The following is a 12194-nucleotide window of genomic DNA, read 5'->3' as shown; positions in this document are numbered from 1 at the left end:
TCGGCGCATCCCGTCCGCCGTTCGGCGCAGCATCCTCCTCCCATCGAACGTGACCCCCGTCACAGGGTCGTAGCCTCCGGCCGTCATCAGTGCCGATCTACGACACGCGGAGGTTTGTCGCCATGGCCGCACCCGAACCGGAGGCGCCCACCGCGGCGCGGTCCCGGGCGAAGGACCACAGCCCCTGGAACTGGTTGCTCTTCATCCCCATCGTGGTGCCCCTGATCCCCGTCTTCTTCAACGCGGACTCGCCCCGGTTCCTCGGCTTTCCGCGCTTCTACTGGCTCCAGCTCGCCTACATCCTGCTCGGCGTGGCCACCACCACGCTGGTGTACCAGATGACGAAGAAGCGGGCCGGCGGCCCGTCGGAGGAGCCGGCCGGTACGGATGCGGGTGGCCGCTGATGTGGCGGGACCACCTCACCGAGATCATCGTCTTCTCGGTGCTCTTCCTGCTGGTCAGCGCGATGGGGTTCGTGGCGGCCCGGTGGCGGGCCCCGAAGGACATGGCCCACCTGGACGAGTGGGGGCTGGGCGGGCGCAACTTCGGCGGCTGGATCACCTGGTTCCTGGTCGGCGGTGACCTCTACACCGCGTACACCTTCGTGGCGGTGCCGGCGCTGATGTTCGGTGCCGGCGCGGCCGGCTTCTTCGCCGTCCCGTACACCATCGTCATCTACCCGCTGGTGTTCCTGGTGCTGTGCCGGCTCTGGTCGGTCTCGCACCGGCACGGCTTCGTCACCCCGGCGGACTTCGTCCGCAAGCGGTTCGACTCGCCGGTGCTGGCGCTGCTCGTGGCGATCACCGGCATCGTGGCGACGATGCCGTACATCGCGCTGCAACTGGTCGGCATCGAGGCGGTGCTCAAGACCATGGGGGTGACCGGCGAGAGCACCCTGGCCCGGCACCTGCCGATCATCGTCGCCTTCGCCATCCTCGCCGCGTACACGTACCAGTCGGGGCTGCGCGCGCCGGCGCTGATCGCGTTCGTCAAGGACACGCTGATCTACATCGTGATCCTGGTGGCGGTGCTCTACCTGCCGTACAAGCTGGGTGGCTGGGGCGAGATCTTCGACGCCGCGGACGCGAAGTTCGAGGCGTCACCGAACCCCAACGACGGGGTGCTGCTGAACGCCAACAACCAGCTCCAGTACGTCACGCTGGCGTTCGGCTCGGCGCTGGCGCTGTTCCTCTACCCGCACAGCATCACCGGGGTGCTGGCCAGCCGGAACCGCGACGTGATCAAGCGGAACATGTCGGCGCTGCCCGCGTACAGCCTGCTGCTCGGCCTCATCGCGCTGCTCGGCTTCATGGCCATCGCGGCCGGGGTCAAGCCGCTGCCCGGGTCGAAGGAGGGCACCGTGGACAGCAACACGGTGGTGCCGGTCCTGTTCGACCAGCAGTTCCCCGACTGGTTCGCCGGCGTCGCGTACGCGGCCATCGGCATCGGCGCGCTGGTGCCGGCGGCGATCATGTCGATCGCGGCGGCGAACCTGTTCACCCGCAACATCTACAAGGAGTACCTGAAGCGGGACGCCAGCCCCGCGCAGGAGGCGAACGTTTCCAAGATCACCTCGCTGGTGGTGAAGGTCGGCGCGGTGGCCTGCATCGTCTTCCTCGACCCGCAGTTCTCCATCGACCTCCAGCTCATCGGCGGCGTGATCATCCTCCAGACGCTGCCGGCGGTCGCCCTGGGCCTCTACACCCGCTGGTTCCACCGGGGCGCGCTGATCGGCGGCTGGATCGCGGGCATGGGGCTGGGCATGTGGATGCTCTACCAGATCCCGAACGCCGCGACCGGCCGCAAGCACTTCGGCGGCTCCGCGTTCCCGCTGGCCGACTTCGGCTTCGACACCCCGAAGACGATCTACGTCGGAATCGTGGCCGTGCTGGTCAACCTCGCGGTCGCGGCGCTGCTCACGGTGGTGCTGCGGGCGGCGAAGGTGCGCGACGGCGGCGACGGCACCACGTCGGACGACTACTTCGCCGACGAGGGCGACCCGCGCGTCGTACCCGGCCCGCGCCGCGACGCCGACGCCGCCCCGGAACCGGTCGCCTGAGCCCCTCCCGGACCGCGTCGCCCCCGGCCCCGCTGCGGCCGGGGGCGACCCGGCGGGGGTGGACGCCCTTCGTACGCTGACGACCATGACGAGACGCGCGCTGGTGGCCGTCCTCGGCGGCTCCGCCGCGCTGCTGCTGGTGGTCGTCGGGTGCGCGGGGGTCGCGATCCTGACCGTCAGCGACGACCCGGACGAGACGCCCGCGTGCCGGGACTCGGTGCGCGCCGAAGAGGCGAAGGTGCGCACCGACCGGTGGGCCCCGCCCGAGGACCTGCCGGACCTCGGCGACTACCCGGAGATCCGCTGGCAGTTGCGCGCGTCGGGAGACCCGTGCAGCCGCGCGCCGGGCCCGACGGACTGGGCGTACCAGGGTGTGGTCCGGCTACGTCCGGCGGACGCGCGGACGCTGGCGCAGCGGTACGGCTTCGTGCCGTACGCGCCCGCCGAGCCGGACCAGCCGCCCCTCACCAGCCCGGCGGACGCGTGGCCCGCTCTCGCGCCCAGGCTGCCGGCCGCGCCCCGGTGGCTGCACAGCCGGGCGTACGACGAGGCGAACCCGGCCACGCGGTGGCGGACCGCCTTCCTGGACGTCGAGCACCGGACGCTCTTCTTCACGCTCCACGACCACTAGCCGCCCGGGCGTGCCCGGCCGGGCACCTGTCGCCGTGGCTCAGCGCAGCGCGCGCCAGAGCAGGTAGAGCCCGATCGACGTGCCGAAGACCACGATCAGCACCTTGAGCACCACCGACGGCAGCCGGCGCACCAGCCGCGCACCGGCGTACCCGCCGACCAGCGTCGCCGGCGCGACCACCGCGACGGCCGCCCAGTTCACCGGCCCGAACAGCGCGAACACCACGAGCGTCGTCAGCCCGACCAGGGCGGAGAGCAGGTTCTTGAGCGCGCTCACCCGCGCCAGCGTCGCGTCCAGCACCAGGGCCAGTCCCGCCACCAGCATCACCCCGAGCGCCGCGCCGAAGTAGCCGCCGTACACCGCGCCGACTGCGACCATGGCCTGCACGGTGACCGTACGGCGGCGCGGCGGCAGGTCGCGCGGATGCCCGACCAGCCGGCGCAGCGGATCCTGGAACGCCAGCACCGCCGTCGCCCCGAGCACCAGGAAGGGCACCACCAACTCGAACGCCCGGGCCGGCGTGGCCAGCAGCAGCAGGGCGCCAGCGATCGTGCCGACGATCGTGGTGGGCACCAGCGTGGCCAGCATCCGCCGGGGCGGCAGGTCCTGTCGGCTGCCCGCCACGCTCGCCACGTACCCCGGAAAGACCGCGACCGAATTGCTCACGTTGGCCGGCACCGGCGGCAGGCCCACGGCGATCATCGCCGGGAAGGTGATGAGCGACCCCCCGCCGGCCACCGCGTTGACCGTGCCCGCGGCGAGCCCGGCGGCGAGCAGCAGCGCGGCGTCGGAGAAATCCATGGCCACCAGAGGCTAGTACGCTCCCACGGCGCGACGGGTGCCGGCGGGCCCCGGGGTGGCAATAGACGCGCCCGTGGCGTCGTTAGGATGGGTGCGCGACGGACGAGTCGACCGGGCGGTCGCGTCGGCGGGCCCTGGCCCGCCGCCGAGGAACGTCCGGACTCCACAGGGCAGGGTGGTTGCTAACGGCAACCCGGGGCGACCCGCGGGACAGTGCCACAGAAAACAGACCGCCGACCCCATCGGGGACGGTAAGGGTGAAACGGTGGGGTAAGAGCCCACCAGCACCCCGGGTGACCGGGGTGGCTCGGTAAACCCCACCCGGAGCAAGGCCAAGAAAGGGCCGTCGACCAGCAGGACGACGGCCCGCGCAGACGCTTGAGGGCGGCCCGCCCGATGTCTGCGGGTAGGCCGCTCGAGCCTGCCGGCAACGGCAGGCCTAGATGGATGGCCGCCGCCGGCGCGAGCCCCTCGGGGCGCGTGCCGGTCACAGAATCCGGCGTACAGGTCGACTCGTCCGTCGCCCACCAGCTCAGAGCCTCGATCAAGGCTCTGAGCTGGTTTTATGTCCGGCTGTCGATGGTTGTCATTGGTCAACTTCGGCCGGTGTCTGACGGCCTGACGGCCTGGAAACGGCCTGATCTTGAACGGCAGAGCTTCAGTTTGAAAGAGCGTGCTCAACCGACCGTGATGCCCGAAACGCCTGCGGCCGGCACCCTGCCGGGTTGCGTCTCGTGCCCGCCACGCGCCACGGCTACTGGCCCACGGATGGCCCATGCCGGCCTTCGAATTGGAAGAAGATCACGGATGGCTGGTCGTCTGGTGGTGGCATGGTTCACTAACGCGCATGACGTGGCGAAGGGCCGGGCTGGTGTCGGCGGTCATCTTGGCGATAATGGCCTTCGCTGGCTGGCGCTGGTGGCACAACCACCCGCCATACGGCCCGGAGGCGCTTGCCATCGAGTCCTCACTTCACCTCGTCAGCCACGAAGAGGCTCAGGCCGCGCTAGGCGAGAAGGTGAACGCCCCGGTGGCCAATGGACGCGACCAGTTGGTGCTCGGCCAGGTTTCTTGGCAGACCCCGCCCAGGCCACTCGATGGCGGATACTTCGCGATCTTCCTCATCGACAAGCGGACCAACCTCAAGCCCGGAAACTTCAGCGCGTCGTCGCCACGGCAGGAGGCTGTCAGCCTCGGGAGCGCCGGAACCGACAACAAGATCGCCGAGCGCTATCCCTGGCTACAAGGCGCAGGCTATGTGAGAGAGGGGAACAGTTGGTGGAGCTACGGCTCCAGACTGGCAGTCTTCGATGGGCATGCAACCCCGCTGACATTCGTCGCGCGCTTCCCGCAACTGGAGGGGCCGCTACGGGAGGAAGCCCACGTGCCCACGGCCCCGGTTGCGATTTCGGATCTGCTGTTGGCCCTGGTTCACGTAGGGCCGGACGGGCAGGTGTACTGGGCGCAACGGCTCCAAGGGTAGATAGCGGATCTCCTCGTCGGGCAGTCACCCTTGTCCTGTCGCGGCGCTGGCGAGCTTGTCCTATCCCTCTGCTCTACTCCCGTCATGCATGTTGTCGTCACGGGCGCACTCGTTGAGAACGGCGCGGTCCTGCTGGTGCACCGTCGGCCGACCAAACGGGTATTCCCGGATGTCTGGGATCTGCCCGGGGGGCTGGTCGAAGCGGGTGAGTCGGAACTACAAGCCCTCGCGCGTGAGATGCACGAGGAGCTCGGTGTTCACATCGCGCCGGAGTCCGCTTCACGGTTGGGCGTCCTGCATACCGGCAGTGGTGAGGACGCCGTTCACGTGGGCGTCTGGCACATCGGAGACTGGGTTGGCTCTCCGACCAACCGTGCACCTGACGAGCATGACGACATCGCATGGGTCGGGATCAGCGAGTTGGGCGGCCTTCCCCTCGTGCATGGCGTCTTGGCGGCAATGGTCCGCTCTCTGCCTGAGTTTGCGCACCGAGGAGTCAAGGCTGACTGTCGTGCATGTACTGGGACGGATTCGTCAAGCATCAGGCACGCCGGCCCCGGGACCGCGCCGGTGTCGTGCGGCTAGGCGACGAACCGGCCGGAGCCGCCAAGCCGGATGTCGAGGTCTCGGAGGAGTACGCCGAGCCGGTTGGACATGTCCGTGTCCATGTGTGGGATGGCTCTGCCTGCGGCCTGGTGCTCGCCCAGGTCGTAGAGGGCGTTTCGAAGGTCCTGGGCGGTCGCGCGGTCGAGCCGCAGCTCGATCGGATCGGTCATGGTCGTGACGGTAGCCGCTGACAGCCACGCGCGGCCCGGGCACCGGTGCCGAGCCTGCCTCTCTCCACCCGAGAGCTCATATGGTCGTGCGGTGAACGTCGAGCAGGTTCGTCTGGCGTACGGCGCGGTCGCGGAGCTCTACATCGAGCTGTTCGGCACGAGTCAGCAGATGGACCCCGGGGACCTGGCCTTCATCGGCCGGCATCTGGCGGGCCGGCCCGGCCCGGTGCTCGATCTGGGCTGCGGGCCCGGCCACATCACCGGCTGGCTGCGTTCGCTGGGCGTCGACGCGACGGGCATCGACATCGTCCCCGAGTTCATCGCCCACGCGCGGGCGGCCCACCCGGACGGTCGGTACCAGCTCGGGTCGATGCGCGACCTCGACGTCGTCGACCACTCGGTCGCCGGCATCCTGGCCTGGTACTCGGTGATCCACGTACCGCCGCAGGAGCTCGACGGCGTGCTCGCCGACTTCCGGCGGGCGATGTCCCCGGCCGGGACGTTGGTGCTCGGCTTCTTCGACGGCGACGAGGTGGCCGCGTTCGACCACAAGGTCGTGACCGCCTACCGGTGGCCCGTCGACGAGGTCGCCGAGCGACTGGCGCGAGCCGGCTTCACGGAGGTCGAGCGCGTACGGCGGCCCAGCGATGGCACTCATCGGCCGCACGCCGCCATCGCGGCGATCGCCACCGAATGGTGAGCGCACCCGTGCTCGCTCGGCAGCCGGCAGGCGCCGACATCTCCTGCTGAGGAGCCTGGCCGGCTCGTCTCTAGGACGCCTGCCGGACGGGCGTGTCGGCCAGCCAGACGTCGGCCAGGTCGCTGAGGGGAATGCCGAGGGCCTGGCTGAGGCCGACCACGGTGCCGAACGCCGGTGCGGGGAGGCGGCCCGCCTCGATCTTGCGCAGGGTCTCGGGGGAGATGCCGGCTGCCAGTGCCACCTCGACGAGGCTGCGGCCGGCCCGCGCGGCCCGCAGGGCGCCTCCGAGGCGCTGGCCCGCGGCGATCTGTTCGGCGGTGAGTGGTTGGCGAACCATGCCAGCAGGATATCCCTCCGGGACGCCCCGACCAGGCGTGGTATAAAAATACCGGTATAGAAATACCGTACGTGGAGGGGGAGGCTGTCGTGATCGAGCTCAAGTCCGCCGAGGAGATCGGCCGGATGGCGGTGGCCGGCCAGTTCGTCGGCGAGTTGCTCGCCGAGTTGGGCGGTGTCGCCGCTGTTGGCGTCAACCTGATGGACCTCGAACACCACGCCCGTCGCCGGATCGCCGAACGCGGCGCCGAATCCTGCTACTGGGACTACGCGCCGTCGTTCGGCCGGGGCCCGTTCCGCAACGTGCTGTGCCTGTCGGTCAACGACGCGGTGCTGCACGGCCTGCCGCACGACTACGTACTGCGCGACGGCGACCTGCTCAGCATCGACATGGCGGTCGGCATCGACGGCTGGAACGCCGACTCCGCGCTCTCCGTCGTCGTCGGCACCCCCGACCCGGCCGACCTGAAGCTGATCGAGGCCACCGAGGTCGCCCTGGAGGCCGGCATCGCCGCCGCCCAGCCCGGCGGCCGCCTCGGCGACATCTCCGCCGCGATCGGCGCGGTCGCCCACTCCTACGGCTACAGCGTCAACGGCGAGTTCGGCGGCCACGGCATCGGGCGCACCATGCACGAGGCCCCGCACGTCGCCAACAGCGGCCGCGCCGGCCGTGGCATGAAACTGCAACCCGGCCTCACCGTCGCCATCGAGCCCTGGTTCTGCCGCTCCACCAACAAGATCAAGTTCGACGGGGACGGCTGGACGATCCGCTCCGCCGACGGCTCCCGCACCGCCCACTCCGAACACACGGTCGCCGTCACCGCCTCCGGCCCCCAGGTCCTGACCCGCCGCTCCACTGACGGCGACACCCCGGCCGACCCCACCAGGAAGCCCGCCGCAGCCTCCTGATCCGTCGCTGACCCAGGGCGTTTCTCAGGAACCGTTCCCCCTGGCAGGCGTGCCTCGGGCCAGGGCGACGGCCAGCCACTTGGGCACCCTGCCGCGCCGGCCTTCACCGGCCGGTCGGGAGCATAGGATCCGGCGATGATCGACGAGCCGTTGGATCCCGGCGCGCTGCCCAATGGGCGGGAGCCGCTGCGACGACCGCCCGCCATCGTCGTGAGCACGCTGCTGCTGGCGTTCTGGTGGGCGTACACGCTCGCCGTGGACGTCGCGCTGCTCGGCGCGGTCGGTGGCGTCGGGAACTGGGTCGCCCTGGTCTGTTGCACCGGGGCGGTCGCAGTCGTGCTCCGTGGGCTCTGGCGCGGTGGCCCGACGGCGTGGCGGGTGGTGCACAGGTTCGCCGCGCCGGTCGCCCTCGCGTTCCTGACCGGGGCCGGAATCATGCTGTTCTTCGGACCGCGCCTCGGGTCGCTGATCACGGCCCCGGTCGACCCGGCCCTCATCGCGGCGCTGGCGGGCGGGCTGTTGGCGGTACTGGCGCTGGCGGCGAGCGGGCTCCTGGTCCGCACCTCGCCGGCCCGTGCCTGGTGCGGCCGTCGCTGAGGCCTCGAGCCGCGTAGCGACGTCGCCCCTCAGGCGTACCCGGCACGATCAGTCCCGGCAGGGCCCGTCCGGACGGGCGGCGGGACCGACCGATCCGGGCACAGCATGTCGGGTCGGGCACCCTCCCGCGCGCCTAGCGTTGCTGATCGGAAAGGGAAGGAGAACCGGGTGCTGGAGCGGCTCAACCAGGCCATGGAGCACATCGAGCGGCACCTCGACCAGCAGATCGAGGTGGCCGAGCTGGCGCGGATCGCGGTGACGTCGGAGTACCACTTCCGCCGGCTCTTCTCCGCGCTGGCGGGCGTCGGCCTGTCCGAGTACGTCCGGCGTCGGCGGCTCACCGTCGCCGGCGGGGAGGTGCTCGCGGGGAGACGGACGCTGCTCGACATCGCCGTCCGCTACGGCTACGGCTCCACCGAGGCGTTCGCCCGGGCGTTCCACGCCGTGCACGGCGTGGGCCCCGGCGAGGCCAGGCGTACGGGGGCGGCGCTGCGCTCCCAGCCCCGGATGTCCTTCCGACTCGTCGTCGAAGGGAGCAGCAGCATGCGATACCGGATCGTGCAGAAGGACGGGTTCCAGCTGGTGGGTCGCAAGGCCCGGGTGCCGCTGGTGCACGAGGGGATGAACCCGGCGATCGTCGCCTTCGTCAAGGGCATCCCCCCGGAGACCGTACGCCGGATCGAGGCCCTGTCCGACCAGGAGCCGCAGGGCATCGTCAACGTCAGCGCCAACGTGGCCGACGGTCGGGCGGAGGGCACCGAGCTGGACTACTGGTACGGCGTGGTGACGGGCGCGGACGCGCCGGAGGACCTGGACGCGCTGGCCGTGCCGGCGGGAGCCTGGGCGGTCTTCGAGACCTCCGGGGCGTTCCCGCAGGCGGTGCAGTACCTGTGGCGCGACGTGTTCACCCAGTGGTTCCCGTCCAACCCGTACCGCAGCCGGCCGGGGCCGGAGATCTCCCGCACCCGCCTGTCGGCGGACGGCACGGAGGCCGACGCGGAACTCTGGATCCCGGTGGAGCCCGTCACCGGCTGATCTCGTCCAGCACCCGGCGCTGGAAGGCGCGGGCCTCGGGCCCGCTCGGCGGGGGCCCGCCGGCCCGCGCCGCGATCGACCGTTCGATCACGTCCACGGCCCCGCCGTCACCGGTCGCGCCGACAGCCTCGCCGTCACCGGCCTCGCCGGCGGTCTCGCCGACAGGCACGCCGTCAGCGGTCGCGTCGGCGGGTTGCCCGGCGGCGGTCGGGGCGGCCGGCCGGCCGTCGGCGACCAGCCGGCGGCCGGCGTCGACCTTCGACAGCCAGACGCCGTGACGGACCCTGACCAGGGAGCGGCAGGCGCCGAGCACCGCGTCCTCGGCTCCCGGGGCGGGACCGTCGCCGGGCGGGGTCGGCAGCGCCAGCCACCACCGCAGCGCGTCGGCCAGCAGGCGACGCAGGTCGGCGGGGGAGAGGTCGGCGAAGGCCTCGGCCGCCGGCGGCCCGAGCAGGGCGTACCCGCTCTGGTGCAGGATGCTGCGGTCCAGGCCGTACCAGAACAGACCGTCCTCGACGGGCCGGTCGGCGGCGGCCCACGTCGCCCGGAACGGCATCCGCGCGCCGGTGTTCAGCTCGACCTCGAACCCGGGCTCCGGCGTGCCGGAGCGGGCGAGCTCCCGCCGGTAGACGACCAGCTCCAGCCCACGCGCGGGGCAGGGCAGCGCCTCGTGCCGCAGCCGCGCCACCAGCTCCCGCCTGCGCCCGGGGTCGAGGGCGTCGGCGCAGACCAGCGCGACGTCGACGTCGCTGCGCCCCGGCTGGTACGCGCCCAGCCCGACCGAGCCGGCCGCGTACGCCCCGACGAGGTCGTCGCCGAGGACGTCGCGGGCGGCGGCGACCAGGTCGGTGAGGTAGCGGCGCAGGGGCGGGTCGAGGTCAGTCATCGGATTCGGCCCAGGCCGTCCCGGCGGGCAGGAACCAGGCGGTCGGCTCCGCGCCGAGGGCGTGCGCGACGGTCAGCCGGGCGTGCCGGTCCAGCGGGGGCAGCCGGTCCGGGTGGAACCACTCCACGGCCACCGACTCGTCGTCGTTGACCCGGGCGGTGCCCGCGACCAGCCGGCAGTGGAAGCCGAGGTTGAAGAACTCGCAGCGGTCGCCGTTGGGATAGGTGTGCGGGTGCGACACGACGCTGCTCAGCCGGACCGGCTCGACCTCCAGGCCCGTCTCCTCCCGCACCTCGCGCACCACCGCCGTGGCCGGCTGCTCGCCCGGCTCGACGATGCCGCTGACCACCGACCAGCGCCCGTCGTCGGCGCGCCTGCCGAGCAGCAGCTCGCCGGCGTCGTTGCGCACCACCGCACTCACGCTGGGCAACAGCAGCAGGTCGTGGCCGACGCGTTCGCGCAGCCGCAGGATGTGGTCCGGAACGCCCATCCGGCGACCCTAACCGGCCCCGGGACGGCGGAGCGGGCCGCGTCACCCCGACAGGCTGATCTCCCGGGCCACCCGCGCGTACCCCTTCGTCGGTTCGGCGTCGAGGCGGGCCGCCGGGGTGCCCGGCAGGCGCCGGGCGACCCTGTTTTCGCAGTTCCAGCCCCTGCCGGCGGGAGCACGTCTACTGTGGAGAACATCGGCGACTTGTGGTGTTCCGGTGGCGGCCGGGTGGTTCGCGGTGCACAGTGATCCCATGAGCGACAGCGGAAACGGTGGGCACTTCTACTGGTGCACCCGTCACCACCGGGTCGAGACCGATGCCGACGTGTGCCCCGCCAGGCACGTTCTCGGGCCGTACGCCTCAGCCGCCGACGCGGAGAACGCCCTGCAGACGGTGCGGGAGCGCAACGAAGCGTGGGAGGCCGAGGACGCCCGCTGGGCCGGGGAGGACAGATAGGCGGCGCGGGACGGCCCGCGCCGAGGTACGCGGTGCTCCGCGAGCGCGAGAGCACGTCCCCAGGAAGGGAACCGAGATGGCCGAAGCACAGCAGGCCACCACCCGCCCGGCCGCCAGACGCACGACCGCCAGGAAGACCGCCGCGGCGGAGCGGACCGCGGGTACGACGCGGACCGCGCGCCCGGCCGCCACGTCCACGGCGGCGAAGAAGGCGCCCGCGACGAAGGCGGCGGGCGGTGCGGGGCGGGCCCCGGCGAAGAAGACCACCGCCGCGAAGGCGCCCGCGAAGAAGGCGCCCGCGAAGAAGGCGCCCGCGAAGAAGGTGGCGGGCAGGACCGCCACAGCGGCGAAGAAGACGACGGCTGCGGCGAAGAAGGCGACCACCAACGCCGCGAAGAAGGCCCCCGCCGCGGCGAAGCGGACGACGGCGGCGGCCAAGAGCACTGCGGCGAAGAAGACGACGTCGGCGAAGACGCCCGCCCGGCAGGCGGCGACGAAGGCCGCGACCACGGCGAGGAAGACCACCGCGCCGGCGAAGAAGGCCCCCGCCAGGACCACCAGCAAGGTCGCGTCGGCGACGAAGAAGGCCACCACGGCGGCGAAGGCCCCCGCGAAGAGGGCCACGACCGCCGCGAAGGCCCCCGCGAGGAAGGTCACGACCGCCGCGAAGGCCCCGGCGAAGAAGGCCACCGCCAAGAAGACGACGCCGGCCAGGAAGACGGCCACCACCCGGCCCACCGGCGGCGCCCGCAAGGCCGCCGCGACGAAGGCCCCTGCCAGGAAGGCCACGGCGACCTCCTCGGCGACCACCCGCAAGGCGGCGGCGAAGAAGGCCCCGGCGAAGCAGACGACCGTCGCGAAGGCGCCGGCCAAGAAGGTCACCGCCCGCAAGGCACCCGCCCCGGCGACCCCGGCGTGGGCCACCGCCACCCGGGGCGTACGGGCGAGCGCGCGCCGGGCCACCGGCTGACCGCGACGCGGAACGGGCGGCGCTCGCCGGGAAGCGGATCATCCGCCACACTGTCAGGATTGAC

At 72.0% G+C, this 12194-nt stretch carries 15 protein-coding genes and 1 other RNA gene; 10 read left to right on the top strand and 6 right to left on the bottom strand.

What is annotated here, in order from left to right:
- Positions 1-122: 122 nt before the first annotated feature.
- The 3 genes from CLT72_RS13780 (at position 123) to CLT72_RS13770 (ending at position 2690) form a co-directional block, all read left to right on the top strand.
- Entirely contained in the window at positions 123-404 is a 282-nt protein-coding gene (locus tag CLT72_RS13780) for a DUF3311 domain-containing protein (RefSeq protein ID WP_101412130.1), read from the top strand.
- Complete coding sequence (gene mctP / locus CLT72_RS13775) at positions 404-2059, top strand: monocarboxylate uptake permease MctP (protein ID WP_101412128.1); 1656 nt, start codon at positions 404-406, stop codon at positions 2057-2059. The genes CLT72_RS13780 and mctP overlap by 1 nt, the downstream gene beginning before the upstream one ends.
- Positions 2060-2144: 85 nt before the next feature.
- Complete coding sequence (locus CLT72_RS13770) at positions 2145-2690, top strand: hypothetical protein (RefSeq protein WP_101412126.1); 546 nt, start codon at positions 2145-2147, stop codon at positions 2688-2690.
- A 39-nt stretch (positions 2691-2729) separates the two neighbouring features.
- On the opposite strand, the gene CLT72_RS13765 is transcribed toward CLT72_RS13770, so the two are convergent.
- Positions 2730-3491, bottom strand: a complete 762-nt coding sequence (locus CLT72_RS13765) for a sulfite exporter TauE/SafE family protein (protein ID WP_101412124.1) — start codon at positions 3489-3491, stop codon at positions 2730-2732.
- Positions 3492-3594: 103 nt separating this feature from the next.
- On the opposite strand from CLT72_RS13765, the gene rnpB reads away from it, so the two are divergent.
- The 3 genes from rnpB (at position 3595) to CLT72_RS13750 (ending at position 5559) form a co-directional block, all read left to right on the top strand.
- An RNA gene (gene rnpB / locus CLT72_RS13760) (RNase P RNA component class A) lies at positions 3595-4011 on the top strand.
- A 255-nt stretch (positions 4012-4266) separates the two neighbouring features.
- Complete coding sequence (locus CLT72_RS13755) at positions 4267-4974, top strand: hypothetical protein (RefSeq protein WP_350821171.1); 708 nt, start codon at positions 4267-4269, stop codon at positions 4972-4974.
- An 84-nt stretch (positions 4975-5058) separates the two neighbouring features.
- Positions 5059-5559, top strand: coding sequence for an NUDIX domain-containing protein (locus tag CLT72_RS13750; protein ID WP_101412122.1), 501 nt, complete (start codon positions 5059-5061; stop codon positions 5557-5559).
- Here CLT72_RS13750 and CLT72_RS13745 read toward each other — a convergent pair.
- Positions 5556-5750, bottom strand: coding sequence for a hypothetical protein (locus CLT72_RS13745; protein WP_101412120.1), 195 nt, complete (start codon positions 5748-5750; stop codon positions 5556-5558). The genes CLT72_RS13750 and CLT72_RS13745 overlap by 4 nt on opposite strands.
- A 91-nt stretch (positions 5751-5841) precedes the next feature.
- Between CLT72_RS13745 and CLT72_RS13740 the strand changes: the two genes are divergently transcribed.
- Positions 5842-6450, top strand: a complete 609-nt coding sequence (locus tag CLT72_RS13740; RefSeq protein WP_199184568.1) for a class I SAM-dependent methyltransferase — start codon at positions 5842-5844, stop codon at positions 6448-6450.
- Between the two features lie 70 nt (positions 6451-6520).
- On the opposite strand, the gene CLT72_RS13735 is transcribed toward CLT72_RS13740, so the two are convergent.
- Entirely contained in the window at positions 6521-6787 is a 267-nt protein-coding gene (locus CLT72_RS13735) for a helix-turn-helix domain-containing protein (protein WP_088999094.1), read from the bottom strand.
- Between the two features lie 89 nt (positions 6788-6876).
- On the opposite strand from CLT72_RS13735, the gene map reads away from it, so the two are divergent.
- From map to CLT72_RS13720, 3 genes are all read left to right on the top strand, one after another.
- A complete protein-coding gene (map, locus tag CLT72_RS13730) occupies positions 6877-7695 on the top strand; it encodes a type I methionyl aminopeptidase (protein ID WP_101412116.1) in 819 nt (272 codons plus the stop codon).
- Between the two features lie 135 nt (positions 7696-7830).
- Entirely contained in the window at positions 7831-8292 is a 462-nt protein-coding gene (locus tag CLT72_RS13725; protein ID WP_101412114.1) for a hypothetical protein, read from the top strand.
- 168 nt (positions 8293-8460) lie between these two features.
- Entirely contained in the window at positions 8461-9327 is an 867-nt protein-coding gene (locus CLT72_RS13720; protein WP_088999097.1) for an AraC family transcriptional regulator, read from the top strand.
- Here CLT72_RS13720 and CLT72_RS13715 read toward each other — a convergent pair.
- From CLT72_RS13715 to CLT72_RS31930, 3 genes are all read right to left on the bottom strand, one after another.
- Positions 9317-10213 carry a nucleotidyltransferase gene (locus tag CLT72_RS13715; protein WP_101412112.1) on the bottom strand — a complete coding sequence of 299 codons (897 nt, stop codon included), beginning with the start codon at positions 10211-10213 and terminating at the stop codon, positions 9317-9319. The genes CLT72_RS13720 and CLT72_RS13715 overlap by 11 nt on opposite strands.
- Positions 10206-10703, bottom strand: coding sequence for an NUDIX hydrolase (locus CLT72_RS13710; protein ID WP_101412111.1), 498 nt, complete (start codon positions 10701-10703; stop codon positions 10206-10208). Before CLT72_RS13710 ends, CLT72_RS13715 begins: the two co-directional genes overlap by 8 nt.
- A 361-nt stretch (positions 10704-11064) precedes the next feature.
- Positions 11065-12123, bottom strand: coding sequence for a hypothetical protein (locus tag CLT72_RS31930; protein WP_158242028.1), 1059 nt, complete (start codon positions 12121-12123; stop codon positions 11065-11067).
- Positions 12124-12194 lie beyond the last annotated feature (71 nt).

The sequence above is a fragment of the Micromonospora sp. CNZ309 genome, from assembly GCF_002846525.1.
The sequence above is the reverse complement of the archived record's forward strand: the minus strand, read 5'-3'. Positions and strand labels throughout refer to the sequence as shown.